The 22,848-nt window shown below is 59.4% G+C and carries 23 protein-coding genes and 2 riboswitches; of the genes, 6 read left to right on the top strand and 17 right to left on the bottom strand.

What is annotated here, in order from left to right; translation table 11 throughout:
* Positions 1–16 precede the first annotated feature (16 nt).
* The 6 genes from gcvPB to E1180_RS19730 all read right to left on the bottom strand — a co-directional run bounded on the left by gcvPB (position 17) and on the right by E1180_RS19730 (position 6,282).
* On the bottom strand, positions 17–1,612 hold the full coding sequence (gene gcvPB / locus E1180_RS19755; protein WP_155193997.1) for an aminomethyl-transferring glycine dehydrogenase subunit GcvPB: 1,596 nt from the start codon (positions 1,610–1,612) through the stop codon (positions 17–19).
* Positions 1,609–2,955, bottom strand: coding sequence for an aminomethyl-transferring glycine dehydrogenase subunit GcvPA (gene gcvPA, locus E1180_RS19750; RefSeq protein WP_155193995.1), 1,347 nt, complete (start codon positions 2,953–2,955; stop codon positions 1,609–1,611). Before gcvPA ends, gcvPB begins: the two co-directional genes overlap by 4 nt.
* Positions 2,956–3,197: 242 nt before the next feature.
* On the bottom strand, positions 3,198–3,683 hold the full coding sequence (locus E1180_RS19745; protein WP_155193993.1) for an OsmC family protein: 486 nt from the start codon (positions 3,681–3,683) through the stop codon (positions 3,198–3,200).
* A 3-nt stretch (positions 3,684–3,686) separates the two neighbouring features.
* On the bottom strand, positions 3,687–4,058 hold the full coding sequence (gene gcvH, locus E1180_RS19740; protein ID WP_155193991.1) for a glycine cleavage system protein GcvH: 372 nt from the start codon (positions 4,056–4,058) through the stop codon (positions 3,687–3,689).
* A 28-nt stretch (positions 4,059–4,086) separates the two neighbouring features.
* Positions 4,087–5,241: a glycine cleavage system aminomethyltransferase GcvT gene (gene gcvT, locus E1180_RS19735; RefSeq protein ID WP_155193988.1), complete on the bottom strand. Its 1,155-nt coding sequence runs from the start codon at positions 5,239–5,241 to the stop codon at positions 4,087–4,089.
* Between the two features lie 74 nt (positions 5,242–5,315).
* A riboswitch (glycine riboswitch) is annotated at positions 5,316–5,440 on the bottom strand.
* Positions 5,441–5,443: 3 nt separating this feature from the next.
* Positions 5,444–5,536, bottom strand: a riboswitch (glycine riboswitch).
* A 164-nt stretch (positions 5,537–5,700) separates the two neighbouring features.
* Positions 5,701–6,282 (bottom strand): hypothetical protein, encoded by a 582-nt coding sequence (locus E1180_RS19730; RefSeq protein WP_155193986.1) that lies wholly within the window; start codon positions 6,280–6,282, stop codon positions 5,701–5,703.
* 204 nt (positions 6,283–6,486) lie between these two features.
* Here E1180_RS19730 and ispH point away from each other — a divergent pair, with 204 nt between their 5' ends.
* From ispH to E1180_RS19710, 4 genes are all read left to right on the top strand, one after another.
* Positions 6,487–7,485, top strand: a complete 999-nt coding sequence (ispH, locus tag E1180_RS19725) for a 4-hydroxy-3-methylbut-2-enyl diphosphate reductase (protein WP_155193984.1) — start codon at positions 6,487–6,489, stop codon at positions 7,483–7,485.
* A gap of 5 nt (positions 7,486–7,490) precedes the next feature.
* On the top strand, positions 7,491–8,456 hold the full coding sequence (locus E1180_RS19720) for a homoserine kinase (RefSeq protein WP_155193982.1): 966 nt from the start codon (positions 7,491–7,493) through the stop codon (positions 8,454–8,456).
* Entirely contained in the window at positions 8,453–8,905 is a 453-nt protein-coding gene (gene rnhA / locus E1180_RS19715) for a ribonuclease HI (protein ID WP_155193980.1), read from the top strand. The genes E1180_RS19720 and rnhA overlap by 4 nt, the downstream gene beginning before the upstream one ends.
* A 145-nt stretch (positions 8,906–9,050) precedes the next feature.
* On the top strand, positions 9,051–9,983 hold the full coding sequence (locus E1180_RS19710; RefSeq protein ID WP_208997262.1) for a diacylglycerol/lipid kinase family protein: 933 nt from the start codon (positions 9,051–9,053) through the stop codon (positions 9,981–9,983).
* A 50-nt stretch (positions 9,984–10,033) separates the two neighbouring features.
* On the opposite strand, the gene E1180_RS19705 is transcribed toward E1180_RS19710, so the two are convergent.
* The 5 genes from E1180_RS19705 to E1180_RS19685 form a co-directional block, all read right to left on the bottom strand.
* Positions 10,034–12,955 carry an EAL domain-containing protein gene (locus tag E1180_RS19705; protein WP_155193976.1) on the bottom strand — a complete coding sequence of 974 codons (2,922 nt, stop codon included), beginning with the start codon at positions 12,953–12,955 and terminating at the stop codon, positions 10,034–10,036.
* 31 nt (positions 12,956–12,986) lie between these two features.
* On the bottom strand, positions 12,987–13,625 hold the full coding sequence (locus E1180_RS19700; RefSeq protein ID WP_155193974.1) for a GNAT family N-acetyltransferase: 639 nt from the start codon (positions 13,623–13,625) through the stop codon (positions 12,987–12,989).
* A 24-nt stretch (positions 13,626–13,649) separates the two neighbouring features.
* The gene (locus E1180_RS19695; RefSeq protein ID WP_155193972.1) at positions 13,650–14,939 is read right to left on the bottom strand and encodes a M16 family metallopeptidase; all 1,290 of its coding nucleotides are present in this window, start codon (positions 14,937–14,939) and stop codon (positions 13,650–13,652) included.
* Between the two features lie 4 nt (positions 14,940–14,943).
* Positions 14,944–16,350: a threonine synthase gene (gene thrC / locus E1180_RS19690; protein WP_283404515.1), complete on the bottom strand. Its 1,407-nt coding sequence runs from the start codon at positions 16,348–16,350 to the stop codon at positions 14,944–14,946.
* A 230-nt stretch (positions 16,351–16,580) separates the two neighbouring features.
* On the bottom strand, positions 16,581–17,177 hold the full coding sequence (locus E1180_RS19685; protein ID WP_155193970.1) for a YqgE/AlgH family protein: 597 nt from the start codon (positions 17,175–17,177) through the stop codon (positions 16,581–16,583).
* A gap of 183 nt (positions 17,178–17,360) precedes the next feature.
* Between E1180_RS19685 and E1180_RS19680 the strand changes: the two genes are divergently transcribed.
* Together E1180_RS19680 and E1180_RS19675 are read left to right on the top strand one after the other, a co-directional pair.
* Positions 17,361–18,176, top strand: a complete 816-nt coding sequence (locus tag E1180_RS19680) for a protein-disulfide reductase DsbD domain-containing protein (protein ID WP_155193967.1) — start codon at positions 17,361–17,363, stop codon at positions 18,174–18,176.
* A 175-nt stretch (positions 18,177–18,351) separates the two neighbouring features.
* Positions 18,352–18,840 (top strand): peroxiredoxin, encoded by a 489-nt coding sequence (locus E1180_RS19675; RefSeq protein WP_155193965.1) that lies wholly within the window; start codon positions 18,352–18,354, stop codon positions 18,838–18,840.
* 83 nt (positions 18,841–18,923) lie between these two features.
* On the opposite strand, the gene E1180_RS19670 is transcribed toward E1180_RS19675, so the two are convergent.
* The 6 genes from E1180_RS19670 to E1180_RS19650 form a co-directional block, all read right to left on the bottom strand.
* A complete protein-coding gene (locus E1180_RS19670) occupies positions 18,924–19,709 on the bottom strand; it encodes an SURF1 family protein (protein ID WP_155193963.1) in 786 nt (261 codons plus the stop codon).
* 15 nt (positions 19,710–19,724) lie between these two features.
* The gene (locus E1180_RS19665) at positions 19,725–20,117 is read right to left on the bottom strand and encodes a DUF983 domain-containing protein (protein WP_155193961.1); all 393 of its coding nucleotides are present in this window, start codon (positions 20,115–20,117) and stop codon (positions 19,725–19,727) included.
* Between the two features lie 77 nt (positions 20,118–20,194).
* Positions 20,195–21,067 carry a cytochrome c oxidase subunit 3 gene (locus E1180_RS19660; protein ID WP_155193959.1) on the bottom strand — a complete coding sequence of 291 codons (873 nt, stop codon included), beginning with the start codon at positions 21,065–21,067 and terminating at the stop codon, positions 20,195–20,197.
* Between the two features lie 53 nt (positions 21,068–21,120).
* The gene (locus E1180_RS19655) at positions 21,121–21,726 is read right to left on the bottom strand and encodes a cytochrome c oxidase assembly protein (protein ID WP_425280932.1); all 606 of its coding nucleotides are present in this window, start codon (positions 21,724–21,726) and stop codon (positions 21,121–21,123) included.
* Between the two features lie 9 nt (positions 21,727–21,735).
* Positions 21,736–21,897 (bottom strand): hypothetical protein, encoded by a 162-nt coding sequence (locus tag E1180_RS22060; RefSeq protein ID WP_196220651.1) that lies wholly within the window; start codon positions 21,895–21,897, stop codon positions 21,736–21,738.
* Positions 21,897–22,832 carry a heme o synthase gene (locus tag E1180_RS19650; RefSeq protein WP_155193957.1) on the bottom strand — a complete coding sequence of 312 codons (936 nt, stop codon included), beginning with the start codon at positions 22,830–22,832 and terminating at the stop codon, positions 21,897–21,899. The genes E1180_RS22060 and E1180_RS19650 overlap by 1 nt, the downstream gene beginning before the upstream one ends.
* Between the last annotated feature and the right edge of the window lie 16 nt (positions 22,833–22,848).

Here is a 22,848-nt window from a genome sequence, read left to right as displayed (position 1 = left end):
TGTTGAAGCCTTCAGCTTATTCGGCGGCTTCGCTTGGCGAGATTTCCACCGGCTCCGGCGCGGTCCATTTCAGGACCGGCTTGCGGGCAGCAGACGTCTCGTCAAGACGGCGGCGCGGTGCCAAATACGGAGCTCCTGAGAAGCGCTCCGTCTCGCCGCGCTTTGCGCTCATCACCAGATCGCGCATGGTCGCGATGAAGAGGTCGAGCGACGCCCGGCTTTCCGATTCCGTCGGTTCGATCAGCATCGCGCCATGCACCACCAGCGGGAAGTACATGGTCATCGGGTGATAGCCCTCGTCGATCATCGCTTTGGCGAAATCGAGCGTGGTGACGCCGGTGTCCTTCAGGAAGCTGTCGTCAAACAGGACCTCGTGCATGCAGGGGCGCACGCCGTAAGGAAGGCTCATAAGATCCTGAAGGCCAACGCGGATGTAGTTGGCATTGAGAACCGCATCTTCCGAGGCCTGCCGCAGTCCGTCCGAGCCGTGGCTCATCATGTAGGAGAGCGCGCGCACATACATGCCCATCTGGCCCTGGAACGCCGTCATGCGGCCGAAGGGCTGCTCGCCGTCTGTCGTCGCTTCATTGGTCTCGACCAGCTCCAGTCCGCTATCCGTCTTGCGGATGAACGGCAGAGGCGCGAACGCGGCCAGCTTGTCCGACAGCACCACCGGACCGGAACCCGGCCCCCCGCCGCCATGGGGCGTGGAGAAGGTCTTGTGGAGGTTGATGTGCATGGCATCCACGCCGAGATCCCCCGGACGGGCCTTGCCGACAATGGCGTTGAAATTTGCGCCATCGCAGTAGAAGAAACCACCGGCTGCGTGGATCAGATCCGCGATGGTGCGGATGTCGCGTTCGAACAGCCCGCAGGTGTTCGGGTTGGTCAGCATGATCCCGGCAATGTTGCCGTCATGCTTGGCAATGGTCTCTTTCAGCTTGTCCAGATCAACCGTGCCATCGTCCTTGGCATCGATGGAAACCACCTTGTAACCGAGCAGCGCTGCCGTTGCCGGATTGGTGCCGTGGGCGCTTTCAGGCACTAGAACGATTTCCGGTGACCGGTTTGCCGCCGTGTGCGCTGCCTTGATCGCCATCATGCCGCAAAGCTCGCCATGGGCACCGGCTTTCGGGCTCATGGCAACGGCTTCCATTCCGGTGGACACCATCAGCCAATGGGCCAGCTCGTCGATCAGCTCCAGCGCGCCCGGCACGGTGGAGGCCGGTTGCAGCGGGTGAATGTCGGCAAAGCCCGGCAGGCGCGCCATTTTCTCATTCAGCCGCGGGTTATGCTTCATGGTGCAGGAACCCAGCGGATAAAGCCCTGAATCAATTGCATAATTGTTGCGTGACATGCGCACATAATGGCGCATGGCTTCCGGTTCGGCGAGGCCGGGCAAGCCGATTTCCGCCTGACGTTCATGCCCGCCAAGCTCAAACTCAGGCGTGTCGGCCTCATCCAGATCGACACCGCAGGTTTCAACGCTGCCGAATTCGAAAATCAGCGGCTCTTCCATGTCGAGCGCGCGGTTGCCGGTGAAGGTCTTGGGGCGGAAAGTCTCTGTTGTATCGCCGGCCGAAGTCGGACGGCCCTGGGTGTTCATGCTCATGCCAGCACCTCCTTCAGCGCAGCTGCGAAAGCAGCGCGGTCGTCATCGGTGTTCACTTCCGTGCTTGCCACGACAAGCAGGTTTTCAAGATCTTTGTTGCCCGGCTCAAGGCGCGCAACCGGCAGACCGGCCAGAATGCCTTTTGCGGCGAGCGCTTCAACAACGCCATTGGCCGCCTTAGGCAGGCGAAGCGTGAACTCGTTAAAATAAGCGCTGTTCAGCACTTCAACGCCTGGCACACCGCTCAGAAGCTTTTTCAGCTTGACCGCGTTGCCATGGTTGATGCGGGCCAGTTTCGTTAGCCCGGCTTCGCCGAGCAGCGACATGTGGATCGTGAACGCAAGACAGCACAGGCCGGAGTTGGTGCAGATGTTGGACGTTGCCTTGTCGCGGCGGATATGCTGCTCGCGGGTCGAGAGCGTCAGCACAAAGCCGCGCTTGCCTTCCGCATCCACCGTTTCCCCGCACAGGCGTCCGGGCATCTGACGGACATATTTCTGACGGGTTGCGAACAGACCCACATAAGGCCCGCCGTAATTCAGGCCGTTGCCGATGGACTGGCCTTCGCCAACGACGATATCGGCGCCCTGGGTTCCGGGAGGCTCGATCAGGCCAAGGGACACCACTTCGGTAAAGACGGCAATCAAAAGCGCCTTGTGCTGATGGGCTTTTTCGGCAATCGGCTTCAGGTCGATCAGCTGGCCGTAGAAAGACGGCGACTGCACCACCACGCAGGAGGTATCGTCATCGATCTGGGAGAGAATGTCTTCGGTGCCCGCCGGGTCGGCCGGCAGGGAAACCACCTGATCGCCCGCCATGTTGGACAGGCCTTCGACCACTTCCCGGTACTGCGGATGCAGGCCGCCGGACAGAACCGCCTTGTTCTTCTTGGTCACCCGGTGTGCCATCAGAACCGCTTCGCCGGTGCCGGTCGAGCCGTCATACATGGACGCATTGGCCACATCCATTGCCGTCAGCTGCGCGACCTGGGTCTGGAACTCGAACAGGTATTGCAGCGTGCCCTGCGTGATTTCCGGCTGATACGGTGTGTAGGAGGTCAGAAACTCCGAGCGCTGGATCAGGTGATCGACGGTTGCCGGAACGTGGTGCTTGTAGGCGCCTGCGCCGACGAAAAACGGTACGGACCCGGCCGATGTGTTCTTCGCCGCCATGGCCGAGAGCCTGCGCTCAACGGTCATCTCGCTGGCGCGTTTGGGCAGATCGAGCAGATCCTTCTGGCGCACCGCTTCCGGAATGTCGGCGAAAAGGTCATCGATGGAGTTCACGCCGATCCGCGCGAGCATGTCGCTCCGGTCGGTATCATTCAAAGGCAAGTAGCGCATGGGTGCGGCTTCCTTTTTGGTTCCAAATTCATCAGAGCTGCCTTACGGCAAGCGGCTGAGATTACTCACTTATTGTCATCCCGGACGCAGCGGAGCGGAGATCCGGGAACCACTCGTTTCCAGAGCGGATCCCGTTCATCGTTCCGGTTCCGCTTCTCTTCTGGCATCACGTCTATGCGTCGCCTTTGCCGCAAGTAGGCCCCGGATCAAGTCCGGGATGACGCTATCTGATTTTCAACCGGTCACGGCGCGATCAGCTTCAACGGCTCCGGCTCAATCACGATCTCAGAATTGACCGAGTTGGCGATGAAGCACATGTCGTGGGCCTTTTCGTGCAGGTCGGTGAACCAGGTCGGGTCCGGCTGCTCGCTGGCAATCAGGGAAACCTCCGGCCTCAGAACGACCTTGGTGATGGCCATCTTGCCCCGCGCCACACGGTTCATTTCGCCGTAGGCATGATCGCGGTAGCTGGCAATGTTGAAGTTCGCGCGCCGGGCCAGATCCAGGAACCACAACATGTGGCAGGAGGAAATGGCGGCAACGAACGCTTCTTCGGGATCGACAGCTGCCTCAATGGAGTGCGGCAGGGGCACGACCGTCGGCGAGGCGCTGGCTGGGATTTCAAGCCCGCCGTCAAACCGCCAGATGTGTCCGCGGGAATACTGATTGGCGGCATAGTCGCCGTCGCACGCCCACTCCACCCATGCCGAATAATGGTGCCCCGCCATGATTTAAAGCGTCTCCACGTAAGCCTTGTAGGCCGCCTCGTCCATCAGGTCCGCCAGCTGGCCTTCATTGCCAACCTTCATCTTCAAGAACCAGGCAGCGCCTTCCGGATCTTCATTCACCTTGGCCGGTTCTTCGGCCAGAACCTCATTGGCCTCGACAACCTCGCCATCAATCGGCGCATAAACTTCACTGGCAGCTTTCACCGATTCCACCACAGCCGCTTCATCACCCTGCGACAGGCTCTTGCCGGTTTCGGGCAGCTCCACGTACACGACATCGCCCAGCTGCTCTTGCGCATAGGACGTGATGCCGACGGTGGCGATGTCACCTTCGACGTCAATCCATTCATGGTCTTTGGAATAATAGGTCGTCATTTGTTTGCGTCCATTCTTGCAGGTCTAATCAGGATCCGGATTTGCGGAAATAACGGTTCGGAACGAAAGGCATTGCAGTCACGGTGGCCGGCAGGCGGCGGCCCCGGACAATCAGGTCGAGCGCGGTGCCGGGTGCGGCCTTGCCGGCAGGGACATAGCCCATGGCAATCGGCGCGCCGACTGTTGGCGCAAAGCCGCCAGAGGTCACGGTGCCGATGACCGGGCCGTCTTCGGGAAGCGCAATTTCCGCGCCTTCGCGGGCCGGGGCCTTGCCCTCAAGGCGCAGGCCTACGCGCACGCGCCCCGCACCGTCCTTCAGCTCCGCCAAGATGCGGCCATCCCCGGGAAATCCGCCTTCTTCGCGGCGGCGTTTTTGCATGCAGAAGGTAATCGCGCCTTCCACCGGCGACGTTGTTTCGTCAATGTCGTGCCCGTAGAGGCAAAGCCCGGCTTCCAGGCGCAGGCTGTCGCGCGCGCCAAGCCCGATAGCCTCGACCCGGTCGTCCGCAAGAAGGGCGCGGGCAATCGCCTCGGCAGCGCCTGCCGGGACCGACATCTCGACACCGTCCTCGCCCGTATAACCGGCCCGGGCGATATGGCAGTCGATACCGTCGAATTCCATGGACGCGGCCTCCATGAAGCCAAGTTCTGCGGCCTTTGGCGCATGCGCGGCTACAGCCGCAACGGCTTCCGGGCCTTGCACGGCAATCAGGGCCCGGTCGTCCACGGCCTCAAGCTTCACATTATCAGGCAGACGGCTGCGGAAATGGGCGTAGTCAATTTCCTTGCGGGCGGCATTCACCACCAGCATGAGGCGGCCGTCATCGTCTTCGGAGATGGACCGGGTCACCATAAGATCGTCGATCACACCGCCCTGGTCGTTCAAAAGCACCGTGTAGCGCTGCTTTCCAGGCTTCAACTCAACGAAGTTCGAAGGGGTCAGCGCTTCGAGCGCGCGGGCCGTCGTTTCATGATCGGGACCGACCAGAAACGCCTGTCCCATGTGCGAGACGTCGAACAGACCGGCTTTGGAGCGGGTCTGTAGGTGCTCGGCCATGATCCCGGCCTTGTACTGGACGGGCATCGAATAGCCGGCAAACGGCACCATTCGGGCACCGAGCTCGACATGAAGATCGAAAAGAGGCGTTTGTTTCAGATCAGCATCTGCAACGGCTTCCGCCATGAAAGCTCCTCGGGCAATCGGGGTTACGCAGTCCCGGGTCCTCCGCCTGATGACGATGGATCCGTCTGCACCCCCTCTGTCCGAGTACCTGAGAGATTTCCCGGAGCCTTCGAATGGCCTCAGCCAGACAAAAGCGGTGCCCGGTTACTCCTTCGGTGAGCAGTCCATGGTCTGTGCCACGGAGCACTGCTTTCCAGAGCGTTGAGCAAATGCGGTCCTTTTGCCTGAGAGTTTCCGGGGCGGTTGCTCCTTCGGCGCCGGGATCCTCTCACCCGGCCTCTCCCGCATTCACTTGGCGTCTTTGACAACGCCTTTCAGGGAACGACCCTGAATTTCGCGGCGATTGTGGTGGGCGGACACGGTCTTGTCAATATACGACATGGGCATGCTGAAAAAACATGCAGATGAGCCGTCTAACCGTCTCAAAGCGCGGCGTAACCCGCCTTGCGGCCACCAAACCTAGCGCCTGCGGCCCTCGTCAAATCCGAAGATGATCTTGGAGCTCTGCGCCTGCGGGATGACAAACTTGTTTTCCACCAGGGTCCAGGTCTCGCTGGGTGATCCCGCCCCGATCGTGACCGGCACCTGCAACAGTTCGGTGACAGATGGCGTCCCGTCGCGGCCGCCTTCCATGATGGCAACCCGGATCGGCAGCACCACTTCTCCGCCTTTCCAGGCCGGGCCGGGCGTCACGTCGCCGGACAGTCCAAGCTTGATCCGGCGGTCACTGACGCCTTCGCGCGAACAGGTGTTGGCCCAGTCTTCAATGGTGGCCTGATAGAGCAGCCCGTCCTGCTGGTCTTCCTTGCCGCGCTCAAACTTCCGGATCAGGTAGGTGTTTGTTTTCAGCTCCATCGGCGGGCATGGAACAGGAGGTGCGAAGGTCTCAGGCGACACTTCGATGGGCTCCCGGCCACCGCTGATGACTTTTCCCGCGACCGATTCGGCACTGCCGCATCCTGCCAAACCAGCGGCCAGTAGACCGACCGTCACAGCTACTTTCATATCCGGCTTGGACAAGACCTGAAAAACACCCAACATTGATTATCCACTTTGAACCGAAGGATCTTGGCGGAGCTACATAGCAGCTCCGATACGGGTTGGCGAGTATCGCCCTTAGCAATTCTAAAAGCCCCCTGACCAAGCACCCTGACATGGCCGAATTCGGGCGTTAAACGCCTCCTTGTCTTGACAGAGCGGACCCGTCATCCCTTATTGCGGCAAAGACGGTTATAAAGGCAGCCCATGACTGAGACCCAATCTTCCAAGACGCCACTTGCGATCCGGCTCTGCGCGCCGCGCGGATTTTGCGCCGGTGTCGACCGGGCCATCCAGATTGTCGATCTTGCGCTGGAGAAATACGGCCGCCCGGTTTATGTGCGCCACGAGATCGTGCACAACAAATATGTCGTCGATGGATTGCGGGACAAAGGCGCCGTCTTTGTCGAGGAGCTGGACGAAATCCCACCCTCCGACCGCGACCGTCCGGTGATCTTTTCAGCCCATGGCGTGCCCAAATCGGTTCCGGCCGATGCGCAGGAACGCCAAATGTTCTATCTTGATGCGACCTGCCCGCTTGTCTCCAAGGTTCACAAGGAGGCTGAAATTCACTTCCGCCGCGGCCGCGAAATTCTCTTGATCGGCCATGCCGGCCACCCGGAAGTGATCGGCACCATGGGCCAGCTGCCTGATGACACGGTAACCCTCATCGAGACTGAAGACGATGCGCGCGCCTTTCAGCGCCAGACCGATCAGCCGCTTGCCTATATTACCCAGACAACACTGTCCGTGGACGATACCGCAGGCATAGTCTCGGTGCTGAAAGACCGGTTCCCGGATATTGTCGCGCCGCATAAGGAAGACATTTGTTACGCGACCACCAACCGCCAGGAAGCGGTCAAGGAGGTTGCCCCGACCGTAGAGGCAATGGTCGTCGTCGGCGCGCCGAATTCGTCCAACTCGCAGCGGCTCCGGGAGGTGGCAGAACGGGCCGGTTGCCGGGTGTCCGTCCTGATCCAGCGTGCGAGCGACATCAACTGGCCGGATTTCGACGGGATCGGCTCTCTCGGGCTGACAGCAGGTGCATCGGCGCCGGAAACCTTGGTAGAGGAAATCATCGACGCGTTCGCGGACCGGTTTGACGTCGCCGTGGAAACGGTCCGCACCGCGGAAGAGACCATCTCCTTCAACCTACCAAGGGAACTGCGCGACATGACCGGACCCACCCAGACGGCCGGCGGATAAGCATCATGGCAGTCTATACCGATGTGAGCGATGAAGAGCTTGGCGCTTTCATCGAAGGCTACGATGTTGGACGGCTGCTGTCGTTCAAGGGAATTGCGGAAGGGGTCGAAAACAGCAACTTCCTCGTCCACACCGATGCGGCCTCCTTCATCCTGACGCTTTACGAGAAACGGGTGAACCCGAACGACCTCCCGTATTTTCTAAACCTCCTGCAGCACCTTGCAGACAAGGGCCTGTCCTGCCCGCAGCCGGTTGCGGCCAGCGGCGGGGCCCTTTTGGGGGAACTTGCCGGACGCCCGGCAGCGCTCGTCACCTTTCTGGAAGGGATGTGGGTCAAGCGTCCGAAAACGGTGCACTGCGGTGAACTTGGCAAGGCAATGGCACGGCTGCACCTGGCAGGACAGGACTATGCGGGGTTCCGGAAGAATGCGCTCGACGTTCATGGCTGGCGGCCGCTGTTCGACCAATGCAGCGCCCGCAGCAACGAAGTCCACGAAGGGCTCGCGGATGAAATCGCGGCCGAGCTGAGCCATCTGGAGGCAAGCTGGCCGTCGGACCTTCCCTCTGGCGTCATTCATGCCGACCTGTTTCCGGACAATGTCTTCTTTCTCGGACAGGAGCTGTCGGGCCTGATCGACTTCTATTTTGCCTGCAACGACGCCTTTGCCTATGACATCGCCATTTGCCTCAACGCCTGGTGTTTCGAGGTGGATGGCGCCTTTAATGTCACCAAGGCCAAGGCGTTGCTGAAGGGCTATGCGTCGGTGCGGCCCCTGACGGCAGACGAGTCCAAGGCTCTGCCGATCCTGAGCCGCGGGGCAGCCCTCCGGTTTCTCCTGACCCGGCTTTATGACTGGCTGAGTGTGCCGGAAGGCGCCATGGTGACACCAAAAGACCCGCTCGAATATTTGAAGAAACTGCGTTTTCATCAGACCGTTAAAAACAGCGAAGCCTACGGACTGGTGGCATGAGCGCGGACAAACGGGTCACGATCTACACTGATGGTGCTTGCTCCGGCAATCCGGGCCCCGGAGGCTGGGGAGCCATCCTCCGGTTCGGCGGCCATGAGAAGGAGCTGAACGGCGGGGAAGCGGAGACCACCAACAACCGGATGGAGCTGACCGCCGCGATTGAGGCCCTGAATGCGTTGACCCGTCCCTGCGCCGTCGATCTCTATACCGACAGCACCTATGTCAAAAACGGGATCAGCCAGTGGATGCATGGCTGGAAACGCCGGAACTGGCGCACGGCCGACAACAAACCTGTGAAAAATGCGGAACTTTGGCAAGCACTTGATGCCGCTCGGGAACGTCACGATGTCTCCTGGCATTGGGTGAAGGGCCATGCGGGACATCCTGAAAATGAACGCGCGGATGAGCTGGCGCGCGGCGGAATGGCACCCTATAAGGGCGGAAATTGAAGCAGCGGGCGTGAAATCGGAGCAGATGTTCCGCCCGGGACCGATCGATGACTGAGTGGCCGGACATCTATGGGCGTTTCCAAAGGTGCGGCCAATGCTCTCGACGGGCGGGTCAAGGCCTGCCCCGAAACGCAAAGGATCCAGAGTGAAAGTGTCCTTGTGGTCCGTTCCAGAAGAACCGGTCCTGGAATCCGCCAGGGCTGTTGAAGGCTCTGTGCTGATCATGGCCAACCCGACGTCGGGTGGATTTTCGGCGCGCTTTCTGGAAGATGTGCGCACACGCCTGGGCGCTGCCGGCTGCACGGCGGAAATCAGGTTGACCCGCCATGCAGGCGAGATTGGCGAGCTTTGCTCGGATCCGGAGTTCCGGGTCAAAACGCTCGTGATCGCAGGTGGCGACGGTTCGATCAACGAGGCCTTGACCGGTCTTCAGGACCATCCGGAGCCTCCAAGGCTCGCCGTTATTCCCTTCGGCACAGCCAATGTTCTGGCGCTGGAACTTGGCCTTCCGCGCAATGCGCAAAAGATTGCGGACATGATCGTGGGGGAAGTAACCCGGCCGCTTCATTTCGGCCTCGCCAATGGCCGGCCTTTCGTGCTGATGGTCTCGTCCGGCTTCGATGCCGAGGTGGTCCATGGCGTCCCATTGGCCTTGAAACGCAAGCTCAAAAAACTGGCTTATGTGATCACCGCGGTCCGGCTGGCTTTCAAACGGGACACGACCGATCTGGACGTTGCGATCGACGGGAAAGTGCACCATGCAAAAATGGCCGTGGCGAGCAATGCCCGGCACTATGGCGGTCCATTCGTGATCTGCCCGGGCGGAGCCACTGAGGCCGGGCTCCACATGGTGATCCTGGAAAAAGACGACCCGTTTTCTGCTTTTTTGTATGGCTTAGCTTTGTTGAGCGGACGGATAGAGCGCGCACGCGGCGCACGGGTCATTCCCTTTCAGCAGGCAACGATCACCTCGTTGCGGCCAGCTGCCGCCCAGGTCGATGGCGACCCATTCGGGGCAACACCGTTGACCATCACCGCTGCTGATACCGCAATCCCGATCCTGGTTCCGGCAAGTTAGGTCACGAACTCATAAGTGAGTTGATGACGTAGTGTATTGGCCGTCCGGCCTCAGGCACTTTCTGCAGCCAGTGCTTCCGTTGGCATCTTGCGCAAGATCTTGGTCGCCTCATTGGCAGAGACAGCTTCACCGAAGTAAAAGCCTTGAGCGAACTGGCAGCCTAGCTGATAGAGCTCCAGCGCATCAGTCTCGTTTTCCGCCCCTTCCGCGACAACCGACATGCCAAGATCATTGCCCATGGCAACAATGGTCCGAAGAAGGACCGGCCGGGCGGACGAACCGTTGGGTTTGACGAAGGATTGGTCGATCTTGATTGTGTCGAACGGGAAGCGCTGCAGATAGGACAGGGACGAGTGTCCGGTCCCGAAATCATCCAAAGACAATCCGGCGCCGAGGCTCTTCAAGCGTTCCAGAACCTTTGCGGAATATTCAGGGTTGGACATGACCAGGGATTCGGTCAGTTCCAGCTTCAAGGTTCCAGGAGCAAGTGACGTTCTGGAGAGAACCGCCTTCACATCGTTGATGAGATCCTGCTTGAGCAGTTGCCGGGACGACAGGTTTACCGATGCGAATAACGGGCGCGGCATCGGAAATTCCTTCTGCCAGAAGGCCAGCTGCTGCGCGCCCTTATCGAGCATGTACATGCCCAGCTCGTTGATCAGCCCGGATTGCTCGGCAACAGGGATAAACTCGCTCGGCGCAATCTTGCCCCGCTTGGGGTGGCTCCATCTTGCAAGAACTTCAAACCCGGCGACCGACTGATCCTCCAGGCGGATGATCGGCTGGAAGAAAACGCCAAGGGTTTCCTTCTTGATCGCATCGCGCAGATCCGATTCCAGATCCACCACATTCTTGTCCAAAGGCCGCAGGATCGGCCGGAAGACCTCCTGACGGTCCCCGCCCAGGCGCCTTGCGTGGTTCAGGGCGATTTCCGCATTTGTGAGCATGTCTTCGATGCTCTGTTTGCCGCCTTCGAAAAACGCGATGCCAACCGAACAGGTCAGGAAAATCTCGCGGTCGCCAAAGGTGATTGGTGACCGGACGGCCTTGCGCAGCGAATCGGCCAGAGCGACGATCCGGTCGGGCTCCTGCTCGGACAACAGCACCAGGCCGTATTGGTCACCGGAGAGACGACCAAGCGTATCCTGCTGGCCAATGATCCGGCCGAGGCGCCGGGCCACTGTCAGAAGAATGCTGTCGCCAGCGCTCAGGCCGATGCTGTCATTGACCTGCTTGAACCGGTCAAGATTCAGGACAAGGATCGTTGGCTTGCTGGTCTCTTCGGCCTTGGCGCGCACAAGGCTGGTTTTCAGGCGGTCGACAAAAAGCTCCCTGTTCGGCAATCCGGTCAGGTTGTCATGGACCGCATCATGGAGAAGGCGCTCTTCGGCCGTGCGTTCCTCGGTCACGTCGAGCAAGGTGCCGACACAGCGGATCACCTCGCCATCGGCGCCGATAATTGGCCGGGCCCGCAGGCGGAACCAGCGGAAATGCCCGTCTTCGGAGCGCAAGCGGAATGTCTGGCGGATTTTGCCGCGCCGCTGGTCAATCACGGCATCCAGCGTCGCACGGAACTGATCCCGGTCCTGCGGGTGCAGGACATCCAGCCAATCGCGGGCGGGGCCTTCAAGCGTTCCCGGCTTCAGGTTCAAAAGGTCATCGACCTCGTTGCCCGTATGGATCCGGTCGCGGTCAATATCCCAGTCCCAGATGATGTCGCCTGCCCCGGTCAGGGCCAGGGCCCGGCGTTCCACGTCGGAAATAAGGCCCTGCGCAATCGCACCGCCGGCAAAGGCGTGCTGCATCACCGTGAAGCCGATCAGAAGAACGATCAAGACCAGTCCGCCGCCAAGAGCGGGCTGAACAATGTCGTTCGACAGAGAGCCGGTGATTGTCATGGCTGCGCCGACCAGCCACGCGATCAGGAGGCACCAGGTCGGGATCAGAAGAATAGCCCGGTCGTAATGCTGGAAAGCCAGAACGCCAATCGTCACAAATCCAAGCACACCGATAATGGCAAGGGCCATGCGGGCAATACCGGCTGCAATCGACGGATCCCAGACGGCAACGCCCAAAAGACCAAGCAGAAGGATAAGCGTCGTCAGCGCCAGATGCGAATAATGAATATTCCAGCGGTTGAGGTTCAAATAGGCATAGAGAAAGATGATCAAACTGGCTGCAAGCATGACCTCTGCCGAGGCCCTTGCGAGCTGGCTGCCGCCGCCTTCCAGGTTGAAGACCATCCCCCAGAAGCCAAAGTCGATACACAGATAGGCAAGGACAGACCAGGCCAGCGCGGCCGTCGCCGGGAACATCACCGTTCCCTTGACCACAAACAGGATTGTCAAAAACAACGCCAGCAAACCGGAAATCCCAAGGATAATACCCCGGTAGAGCGAATAGGCGTTGATGGTTTCCTTATAGACATCCGGTTCCCACAAGCGCACTTCCGGCAGGTTCGGCGTGGTGAGTTCCGAGACGAATGTGACGACAGAGCCCGGATCGAGCGTCACCAGGAAGACGTCTGCCTCCTGGCTTTTCTGGCGGACAGGGGCGATGCCCTGGCTGGGCGTGATCGCAGCAATCCGCGACAAGCCCAGATCCGGCCAGAACAGATCGGAACCGACAAGCTTGTAATTCGGCGCAACGATCAAGCGGTCGATCTGCTCATCGCTGGTATTGGCAAGAGCGAACACCGCCCAGTTGGTGTTACTGCCATCCCGGGAGGGAACCTCGATCCGGCGCACGATCCCGTCCGCGCCAGGGGCCGTGGAGACCTGCAGACGGGTTCCCGCCTCCCGGTGAAAGTCGATCGCATTGCTGATGTCGAGCGCCTCGACGTCAATCGGAACCGGGATCGGTTCCAGCGCCTTGGCAGGCACAAGACCGGCAAGCACAGACAAGCTTACAAGCACTACAGCAACAAAGAGCTTAATCACGCTCTTAAGACGACCCGGATACAATATTGACATGGGACGGAGAACTACCGGGTTGTGGCGCATGTCACAAGAATTCTTTCAAGATACCTTCGACGTTCGGTTCAATGCGTTGAGGGCGTAATGCGTTGTCTTCCGCCAAACAGGCAAACAGCAGATGGTCCTGCCAAGTCCCATTAATTAACAGATAGTTTCGCGCATAGCCTTCGCGTTTGAAGCCAGCATTCTCCAGCAGACGGATCGACGGCATGTTGTTCGGCAAACACGCCGCCTCGATACGGTGAAGGCGCAAAACGTCGAAACAAAACGGCAATATCATGGCGACCGCCGCGGACATGTGCCCGCGCCCGGCGAACCGCTCGCCCATCCAGTACCCAAGTGTTGTGGATTGGCTGACACCCCGGCGGATATTGCTCAAGGTCAGGCCGCCGAGAACTTCATCTGTCTTCGACCGGAACAGCAGGAACGTCAGACTGCGGCCTTCCTTGCGGTCGCGCGAATACCGGCGCAACCGGCGCCGGAAGCCGGCCTTGGTGAGATCGTCGGACGGCCAAAGTGGTTCCCAGGGGGTCAGGAAGGACCGGCTGTCCTGGCGCAAGGAGGCCCAGGTCTTGTAGTCGCCCATGACAGGCGGACGCAAATAGTGCTCCCCCGCCTCAATCAGCAACTCGGCATCGGGCAGCGGGCCGGACCTGAGCAGTGACATCCGCGTTCCCCCGCCCTGGCTCGCCTACATGGACGCTGCGCGCAAGACCGGCGGTTGCTGCAGCCGGGCCGCCAGCTCTTCCGCCGTCATGATGCCGTCAACCGGACCGATTGCCGTCATTGTGGGCACGGAGCCCAGGAACGTGTCGGCTGCGACGCGGCGGATATCGGCCGCTGTCACCGCCTCGATCTTCGCGGAAATCTCATCCGGATCGAGAACGCGGCCATGGACGAGTATCTGGCGGGCAATTTGACCCGCACGCGCCGCCGGGCTTTCCAGCGCCATCAAAAGTCCTGCGCGGATCTGGGCTCTGGAGCGGGCAACTTCCTCTTCGGAAATCGTCTGTGTCGCCGCCATCAGCTCATCGGCGATCATCGGCATCAGGGCCGCAAGATCATCATGGCTGGTTGCCGCATGAAGACCAAAGAGCCCGGTGTCGGAAAACGCCCAGTGGAAACTGTAGATGGCATAGCAAAGGCCGTGCTTTTCCCGGATCTCCTGGAACAGGCGCGAAGACATGCCGCCGCCCAGCACGGATGCCAGGATCTGGATCGCATAATAATCGTCCGCCTTGTACGGCTTGCCTTCAAAGCCGATCAGGACCTGGGCTTCCATCAGATCCTTTGTCCGCAAGGTCTCGCCGCCGGCATACTTGGCCGGAGATTCCCGTTCAACCGGCGCGCTGTCGAAGCCGCTGAACTTTTCCCGCGCAAGAGCAACCAGCGCGTCATGATCGATGGCCCCGGCAGCGGACAGTACCATGTCCGGACCGCGGTAGCGGGCACGCAGATAGTTGTTCAGCATATCGCGATCAAATTTCTGCACCGTCTCCGGTGTTCCCAGGATCGGGCGCCCAATGGCCTGGTCCGGCCAGGCTGCCTCCTGGAAGAGATCGAACACCTGATCTTCAGGTGTATCGTTGGCCGCGCCGATTTCCTGCAGGATCACATGCTGTTCGCGCAGCAGCTCTTGCGGGTCGAATGTCGAATTTTGAAGAATGTCGGCAAGAAGATCGACCGCCAGCGGCATGTCTTCCGCCAGGATCCGCGCATAGTAGTTGGTATGCTCAATGCTTGTTGACGCATTCAACTCGCCGCCAACAGCTTCGATTTCCTCGGCAATGCCACGTGCGGTGCGGGTCTTGGTGCCCTTGAAGGCCATATGTTCCAGAAGGTGGGTGATGCCGTTCTGGTCCGGCGTTTCAACCCTGGACCCGGTGCGGATCCACACCCCGAGGGCCGCTGATTTGAGATGCGGCATCCGGTCGGTGACGACGGTCAGGCCATTTTCAAGTTTGGTTGTTTTTACATCCATACAGTCATACCCCAGCCCCAATGGCGCGCGCGTGGTCTTCGATGTAGGTTTCGACCACATCCTGCTGTGCCGCCAGAATTTGCTGACGCTCCTCCGCAGTCATCATGTCTTTCAGATTTTCAGGCAGCTCCGGACGGATACCGGACGCCTGTTCGACAGCATCCGGGAATTTCGCCGGATGCGCAGTTCCCAACACGACCATTGGGGTTTTTCCATCGTCATGCGCCTTGGCCACATGAACGCCGATTGCGGTATGCGGATCGAGAAGATAGCCCGCCTCGTCCAAAGTGGATTTGATCGTGGCGCTGGTTTCCACTTCGCCGCACCGGCCAGCGCCGAAGGTTTGACGCATCTCGGCCAGCGGCCCGCCGGCAATCCCGAAGCTGCCGGACTGTGCCAGCTGGTTCATCATCTGCCGCACAATCGCACCGTCCCGGCCGGTAACTTCAGCCAGGAGGCGCTCGAAATTGGACGACACCTGAATGTCCATGGACGGGGAAATGGTTGCAGTCACACCGCGCTTTTCATAGCGGCCCGTTTCGAGCGTACGTGCCAGAATATCATTCATGTTCGTTGCAACAACGAGCTTTTCGACCGGAAGGCCCATTTTCATGGCGGCATAGCCGGCGAAAATGTCACCGAAGTTTCCGGTCGGCACCGTGAAGGACACCTTGCGATGCGGCGCGCCAAGCGCTGCCCCGGCAACAAAGTAATAGACGATCTGGGCAAGGATCCGCGCCCAGTTGATGGAGTTCACACCTGACAGCGCAACCCGGTCACGGAAGGAGAAATGATTGAACATGCCTTTGACGATTGCCTGGCAGTCATCAAAGTCGCCGGCAAGCGCCAAGGCGTGCACATTGCTTTCGCTCGGCGTTGTCATCTGGCGCCGCTGCACATTGGAGACGCGCCCGTCGGGGAAGAGAATGAAGATATCCGTGCGCTCACGGCCACGGAACGCCTCGATGGCCGCGCCGCCCGTATCCCCGGAGGTTGCGCCGACAATCGTCGCGCGCAATCCGCGGCGGGTCAGGACATAATCCATCATGCGGCCCAGAAGCTGCATGGCGACATCCTTGAAGGCGAGTGTCGGTCCGTGGAAGAGTTCCAGAATGAAGGTGTTCGCCCCGGTCTGGACAAGCGGTGTCACAGCCGGGTGACGGAACCCGGCATAGGATTCTGCAATCATCGCCTTGAGGTCGGCTTCCGGAATTTCATCGCCAACAAACGGTGCGATCACCTCATAGGCGACGGCTTCATAAGGCTGACCGGCGAACCCGGCGATCTTTTCAGGTGTAAACTGCGGCCAGGTTTCGGGAAGGTAAAGACCACCGTCACGTGCAAGCCCCTGCAGAAGGACATCGGAAAAATCCAAAACCGGTGCTTCGCCACGCGTACTACAGTATTTCACTGCGCCACTTTCCTCTTTTTCTGACCACGTCTTTTCGGTCCCACGGCACAACCAGATCAACACCAGCGTTTCGCCAGACCACCAGCCTACTTTAAAACAGCCGGATTTGGAACAAACTTGCCAAATATGCGACTTACGCGCCACAACATTCAAGCGCAAGTCGCATCTGTTTCAAATTGTGTCCAGGAGAGACGATTTGCCCGAATTTGACGCAGCGGCACACCGCTGTGTCATGCGTGACCGGGTTCCGAATACAGCATGCTCGGATCAATCCCGAGTGAGCCGAGCGCCCGGCGCCATTTGGTCTCAAAGTCGCCATCGAAGATGATCGCCGGATCCGCCGGTGCCGTCAGCCAGCCATTGGACTGAATTTCGCTTTCAAGCTGGCCCGGCGACCATCCGGCATAACCAAGTGCCAGCATGGCATGCTCGGGGCCCGCACCATCGGCCATGGCCCGCAGGATTTCCAGGGTCGCTGTCAGACAGATCCCGTTTCCGATGGAGAGTGTCGACTGGTTGAGCATGAAATCGTCCGTGTGAAGGACAAATCCGCGCTCCACCTCAACCGGACCGCCCTTGTGCACATTCATGCCGCGCACTTCCGGCGGGAGGCGTATGGCACCGTCGTCTTTCACGATATCCAGTTGAATAAGAAGCTCTTCCAATGACAGGTGGCGTGCAACCTGGTTTATGACTAGGCCCATTGCGCCTTGATCGGAATGGGAACACACGTAAATGACGGAGTGCTCGAAGCGGCTGTCTGCCATGCTTGGCATCGCAATCAGGAACTGACCTTCCAGGGTGTCTGGTGTCAAAGCTCCGGTCATTTACACCTCACCTTCTGTGTTCAACAGCTGAGTTTAAAAGCATACCCGGTTTGCCCGGTCTTGTTAATGATAGTTTCCAGCAGGCGCTGTGCAAGCGCTCACAACTGCGTCACGACGATATGACCATGTCCGGCAACTTGTGCGATGACGCTCGCGCGAAACCCGTGTAGCACTAACCCTGTCATGAAGATTTTTGCCTTTCTCTTTTTCGCTCTCGGTCTTCTATTGGCGCCCGCCCGGGCCGCCATGACCGACTGGACTGAAGTCCAGGGCGGCGCCGTGCGTCTGGTTGCGTCCGGTCCGGCCTCGGACGGGACCTATGAGGCCGGGTTGGAGTTCCTGCTCGATCAGGGCTGGCACACCTATTGGAAGCATCCCGGTGAAGCCGGCATCCCGCCGCAAGTGTCGTTTGACGGAAGCGTCAATCTGGGGTCTGCGGAAATCCTTTATCCGGCGCCGGAGCGGTATGATGACGGGTTTTCCCAATCGATCGTCTATCACAACGGAATTGTGCTGCCGATCAGGGTCACACCCGCCACGGCTGGCAAGCCGGTCACGTTGTCCATGAATGTGTTTTTCGGTATCTGCAATGAAATCTGCGTGCCCGGCGACGCGGATCTGACCCTTGCGCTTGCCCCGCAAATGCGCTCCGACAGCTTGGCGGCAACGCTGATCGGCCGGGACCTGTCCGCAGTGCCGCAGGCAGCCACCGAAGGCCAGATCGACGTTGGTCCTCTGGCCGGGCAGCCGCAAACCCTTTTGATACGGGTGCGCAATTCCAATCTCGATAAGATCGATGTTTTTGCAGCCGGGCCCGAGGGCTCCTATATCGGCATGCCGAAGCCGCTCCGCCAGGACGGCGCCGACAGCTTGTGGTCCATGGGCACAAAGGGTCTTGCGAAAACCGGATCCGGGTCCGTGCTGAATGTTGTCATGACCAGCCAGGACGGCGCGGTTGAACACGTCGCCGAGATACCGGGAGATTGGCTGCAACCCTGATAACGGGTTTGCAGCCCTGTCCTTCCAGACAGCTTGGCGGCTACAGCTTTTCCGCGCAATTGACCGTCATAATCAAATCTGTTTGGTGTTACCGTCTCGACCTTGGCACCAAGACGCCCTATCTGTGCGTCGGGCTGCGGTGTTCTACCCAGCTGTTTATTCAAGGGAGATTGCAATGACACTCAAGGTTGGGGACCGGTTGCCTGAGGCCACTTTCAAGACCATGACAGCGGATGGCCCGGGCGAGATGTCCGTTGGCGACCTGACTTCAGGCAAAACAGTTGTTCTGTTTGGTGTTCCGGGCGCATTCACTCCGACTTGCCACATGAACCACCTTCCGGGTTTTGTTGAGCATGCCGACACATTGAAGTCGAAAGGTGTTGATGAGATTGCAGTTGTTTCCGTCAACGACGTTTTCGTCATGGATGCCTGGAACAAGGCCTCCAGCACGGGCGGCAACATCACCTTCCTTGCGGACACGGGCGCCGAGTTCGTAGAGGCCGCCGGTCTTGGCCTTGGCCCAGCCCCGATTTTCGGCCATCTGCGCTCGCAGCGCTTTGCCCTGATTGCCAAGGACGGCGAAATCACCTTCCTGTCTGTTGAAGAAAACCCGGGCGAAGCCACAAAAACCGGTGCAGCTGCCGTCCTGGACGCTCTCGCCTAGTCTAGCCGGCGTTTGTTAGAAACGCGCAAGAATACGCGGCCAAGCCGCAATCAATCAGTGATGGGCGGTAAATCGGATGCGGTTTACCGCCCATTGCTTTCTGCGGCGTCGCCATTCGTGCCTTCTTTCCGCGGCCAAAGGATCGTCGCGGCGTAAGTCAGGAACACGCCGATCAGCGTGGCCGCAAGGCCAAACCATGTCAGCGCGTAACCGAGATGATCATTCTTGAAGGAAATGATCGTTTCGCCCGCCTGGGGCACACCGGCTTCGGGGGTATGATCCGCATCAAGATCAACACTGTAGGGCGCAATCTCACCCGCCGCGTTGAGAGCGGACGCCATATCATCCGTGTCGCGGGCGAACCAGATCCGCTTATCAAGATCCGGGTCCGGTGTCGTCCAGTTGGGTTTTTCGCCCATTCGGATCAGGCCGGTTAGCGTCTGGCGTCCGGCGGGGGGTGTCTCAATGACGTCCCGCTGCTCCTCCACAAGAAAATCGGGCACAAATCCGCGATTTATCATCAGCTGCCAGCCAGCATCCGTTTCAAAAGGGCTGTAGACGAAGTATCCGGGCCCGCCATAAAGGCCCTTCGCATCGGTAAGCGCGATGTAATAGTAGACTGCCCCCGGCAGAAACCGGCCCTGCAGCTCTACATGCTTGTAGTCGGGAATATCTTCGCTCCTGAGCGCATCCCAACCTTGAGGTCCCGGTGCGGGAACGGGCGCCTTCGTCACGCTCTCTTGCACCGCCGCGATCAGCCGGTTTTTCCAGTCCAGCCGGTTCAGTTGCCAGAAACCAAGATTGAGGAGGATCGCCAGGGCAATTGCGGCAGCGATTGCGGGGATAATCAGTTTACGGATACGGCCCATAGGGTCTTTCTCAATTCAAGTCTCGTCCGGTTTGTCCAAACGGCCTTCGGCTGCCTGATGCCGGTATTGCAGGGCGATCATCAATCCCTTGAGCGGCCGTAAGGTGCCGCCGGCAAGGACCACAGTCAGCGGCAGCCACAGGATCAGATGCACCCAGATAGGGGGCTGAAACGACAGTTCAACAAAGAGCACAAGCCCCACGATGATGAAGCCGACGATCATGATCACAAAGACGGCCGGGCCATCGCCGCTGTCAGCAAAATCATAATTCAGACCGCAATTGGTGCAGGACGGTTTCAGGGCCAGGAAACCGTCGAAGAGTTTGCCTTCGCCGCAGCGCGGACACCGTCCCGACAGTCCGGCCGGAACCGGATTGACAGGAGCGTAATGGGCCTTGTCGTCGTGCATTCGGGTTACCCGCCTATAGCAAAACGCCCGAGCCGGGATCCGGATCGGGCGTTTTTCAAATTATCTTGCCACGGCCCTTAGTGAGGCGCCGGTGTGCCTGCGCCCCAGATGTAGATGGCAACGAAGAGGAACAGCCAGACTACGTCAACAAAGTGCCAGTACCAGGCTGCCGCTTCGAAACCGAAGTGCTTCTTGACTGTGAACTGGCCAGCAAGCGCACGGAACAGGCAGACGGCCAGGAAGACGGTTCCAACGAACACGTGGAAGCCGTGGAAGCCGGTCGCCATGTAGAAGGTCGCCCCGTAGATGTTGCCACTAAAGCCGAAGGCTGCGTGGGTGTACTCGTAGATTTGGCAGATCGTGAAGAGCACGCCGAGCAGAACGGTCAGGGTCAGGCCCCACTTCAGGCCTTCACGGTCATCATGCAGAAGCGCGTGGTGCGCCCAGGTGACGGTCGTGCCGGAGCAGAGCAGGATCAGGGTGTTGAGAAGCGGCAAGTGCCAGGGATCGAAGGTCAGAATACCTTCCGGAGGCCAAACGCCGCCTGTCGCCTCTGCGCGGGCATAGTTGATGGCTTCACCCGCAAACAGGGCCGCATCGAAATAAGCCCAGAACCAGGCCACAAAGAACATGACCTCGGAGGCGATAAACAGGATCATGCCGTATCGAAGATGGAGGGATACGACACGGGTGTGATGCCCCTCGAGGGATTCCTTCACAGTGTCGCGCCACCAGCCGTACATCACATAAAGGATTATGAGCAGGCCAATTGCAAAGAGACCCCAACCGGTCAGGTCGATGCCGAAAAGGACGAAGCTGTCATCCTGCGCGGCGCGCATAAAGCCAATCGCGCCAAGCGCCATGACGAAAGCGCCGACCGACGCGATAAACGGCCACGGACTCGGTTCCACAAGGTGGTAGTCGTGGTTCTTGGTATGTGCCTCAGCCATCGGCAAGCTCCCCAAACACAATCATTCCAGGCGCGGACATCCGCACCAATTGCTTACATATTCGTTTCAGCCGCCGGAGCATCCGCCCGCGCTGCAACAGGTTGTTCCGGTTGGTCTACCGGGAAGAAGGTGTAGGACAAAGTGATTTCCCGGACGTGTTCCAGCTCGGGATCCTTGTCCAATTCCGGATCGACAAAAAAGACGACCGGCATGTTGACCGATTCACCGGGCTCAAGAACCTGCTCGGTGAAACAGAAACAATCAAGCTTATTAAAGTAGATGCCTGCAGCCGGCGGCCAGACATTGTAAGTCGACGTTCCGACAGTCGGTGCAGCACTGTCATTCGTTGCGATATACGCCAGCTGGCCCGTCTCGCCCATGCGCAGGGTCACGGAACGCTGCTCGGGACGGAACTCCCAAGGCAGGTTCTGATTGACGTTGCCATCGAAGCGGATGGTGATTTTACGGTCGATCACATAGTCAGCGTCCGTCTCGGCGACCTGTGTCGTACCGCCGAAACCGGTCACACGGCAAAACAGGTCATACAGCGGCACTGCGGCATAGGCCGCGCCGACCATGGTTGCAAACATTCCAACGCAGGCAAAAGCGACTTTGCGGTTGCTGCGGGACATATCGTTGTTTGTCTGCGGTTCGCTCACGTTACCTCCCTAGAGCGGACGGTTCATGATGTCAGGGCCAAGCTTGACGATGGTCACGATGTAAAACAGCACGACCAGACCAATCAAGACACCGGCAATCGCCAGCGAGCGCGACCGGCGCTTCTTTTCCTGCTCGGCAGTCAGTTTGATGCCCTGTTCGTTCTCAGCCATTATGCCATAACTCCGGTCACGAGGTTTTCGCCCAACAGCAGCGCAAACAGCGCAAACAGATAGAAGATCGAAAACTTGAACAGCTTCAAGCACGCTTTTTGTGCCGGGGTGCCTTCCCGCTTGCGCCAAACGTCCAGCGCAAGCACCAGGAAGACGAGGCCAAGGAGTGCGGACGCAATGCCATATGCAAGGCCCGCATAGCCCATGATGTATGGCGCAACGCCAACCGGCGCCAGGATGATCGAGTAGGCGAGAATCTGATGGCGGGTGTTCATTTCGCCCGCCACATTCGGGAGCATGGGCACGCCAGCGGTTTCGTAATCGCCTTTTTTGAACAGCGCCAGCGCCCAGAAGTGCGGCGGGGTCCACATGAAGATGATCAGAAACAGCACAAAGCTTTCCAGGCTGACCGTTCCGGTCACCGAGGCCCAGCCGATCATGGGCGGAAATGCGCCGGCAGCACCCCCGATCACAATGTTCTGCGGGGTCGAGCGCTTCAGCCACATCGTGTAGATGACGGCATAGAAAAAGATGGTGAATGCGAGGAACGCGCCGGCAAACCAATTGACCAGCAGACCGAGCGTTACCACGGACCCAATCGAAAGCGTCATACCGAAGGCAAGCGCTTCTTCCGGCGTGATCTTGCCGGACGGGATCGGGCGTTTGCGGGTGCGCGACATGACTTCGTCAATGTCCGCATCATACCACATGTTCAACGCGCCAGATGCGCCTGCCCCGATGGCAATACACAGGATCGCGACCGCGCCGATCACAGGATGAACGCTGCCGGGCGCCAGCATGAGGCCGACAAAGGCCGTGAAGATCACCAGTGACATGACACGGGGTTTCATGAGGGCGATGTAGTCACCAACAGAGCCGTCACCGCCCGTCCAGGCAGCGTTTTCCATCATATCGTGGCGCTCAGCGAGCGACATGGGCGCATCCTCTTGT

Source organism: Roseibium denhamense (assembly GCF_009711415.1).
GTDB classification, from domain to species: domain Bacteria; phylum Pseudomonadota; class Alphaproteobacteria; order Rhizobiales; family Stappiaceae; genus Roseibium; species Roseibium denhamense.
Note: the sequence above shows the minus strand (reverse complement) of the source record. Positions and strands in the feature narration are given on the sequence as shown.

What these genes read in the sequence shown, in the direction of transcription:
- gcvPB (WP_155193997.1), bottom strand. Translation starts at nt 1,612, where the DNA reads ATGAGCATGAACACCCAGGGCCGTCCGACTTCGGCCGGCGATACAACA.
- gcvPA (WP_155193995.1), bottom strand. Translation starts at nt 2,955, where the DNA reads ATGCGCTACTTGCCTTTGAATGATACCGACCGGAGCGACATGCTCGCG.
- E1180_RS19745 (WP_155193993.1), bottom strand. Translation starts at nt 3,683, where the DNA reads ATGGCGGGGCACCATTATTCGGCATGGGTGGAGTGGGCGTGCGACGGC.
- gcvH (WP_155193991.1), bottom strand. Translation starts at nt 4,058, where the DNA reads ATGACGACCTATTATTCCAAAGACCATGAATGGATTGACGTCGAAGGT.
- gcvT (WP_155193988.1), bottom strand. Translation starts at nt 5,241, where the DNA reads ATGGCGGAAGCCGTTGCAGATGCTGATCTGAAACAAACGCCTCTTTTC.
- E1180_RS19730 (WP_155193986.1), bottom strand. Translation starts at nt 6,282, where the DNA reads ATGTTGGGTGTTTTTCAGGTCTTGTCCAAGCCGGATATGAAAGTAGCT.
- ispH (WP_155193984.1), top strand. Translation starts at nt 6,487, where the DNA reads ATGACTGAGACCCAATCTTCCAAGACGCCACTTGCGATCCGGCTCTGC.
- E1180_RS19720 (WP_155193982.1), top strand. Translation starts at nt 7,491, where the DNA reads ATGGCAGTCTATACCGATGTGAGCGATGAAGAGCTTGGCGCTTTCATC.
- rnhA (WP_155193980.1), top strand. Translation starts at nt 8,453, where the DNA reads ATGAGCGCGGACAAACGGGTCACGATCTACACTGATGGTGCTTGCTCC.
- E1180_RS19705 (WP_155193976.1), bottom strand. Translation starts at nt 12,955, where the DNA reads ATGTCAATATTGTATCCGGGTCGTCTTAAGAGCGTGATTAAGCTCTTT.
- E1180_RS19700 (WP_155193974.1), bottom strand. Translation starts at nt 13,625, where the DNA reads ATGTCACTGCTCAGGTCCGGCCCGCTGCCCGATGCCGAGTTGCTGATT.
- E1180_RS19695 (WP_155193972.1), bottom strand. Translation starts at nt 14,939, where the DNA reads ATGGATGTAAAAACAACCAAACTTGAAAATGGCCTGACCGTCGTCACC.
- E1180_RS19685 (WP_155193970.1), bottom strand. Translation starts at nt 17,177, where the DNA reads ATGACCGGAGCTTTGACACCAGACACCCTGGAAGGTCAGTTCCTGATT.
- E1180_RS19680 (WP_155193967.1), top strand. Translation starts at nt 17,361, where the DNA reads ATGAAGATTTTTGCCTTTCTCTTTTTCGCTCTCGGTCTTCTATTGGCG.
- E1180_RS19675 (WP_155193965.1), top strand. Translation starts at nt 18,352, where the DNA reads ATGACACTCAAGGTTGGGGACCGGTTGCCTGAGGCCACTTTCAAGACC.
- E1180_RS19670 (WP_155193963.1), bottom strand. Translation starts at nt 19,709, where the DNA reads ATGGGCCGTATCCGTAAACTGATTATCCCCGCAATCGCTGCCGCAATT.
- E1180_RS19665 (WP_155193961.1), bottom strand. Translation starts at nt 20,117, where the DNA reads ATGCACGACGACAAGGCCCATTACGCTCCTGTCAATCCGGTTCCGGCC.
- E1180_RS19660 (WP_155193959.1), bottom strand. Translation starts at nt 21,067, where the DNA reads ATGGCTGAGGCACATACCAAGAACCACGACTACCACCTTGTGGAACCG.
- E1180_RS22060 (WP_196220651.1), bottom strand. Translation starts at nt 21,897, where the DNA reads ATGGCTGAGAACGAACAGGGCATCAAACTGACTGCCGAGCAGGAAAAG.
- E1180_RS19650 (WP_155193957.1), bottom strand. Translation starts at nt 22,832, where the DNA reads ATGTCGCTCGCTGAGCGCCACGATATGATGGAAAACGCTGCCTGGACG.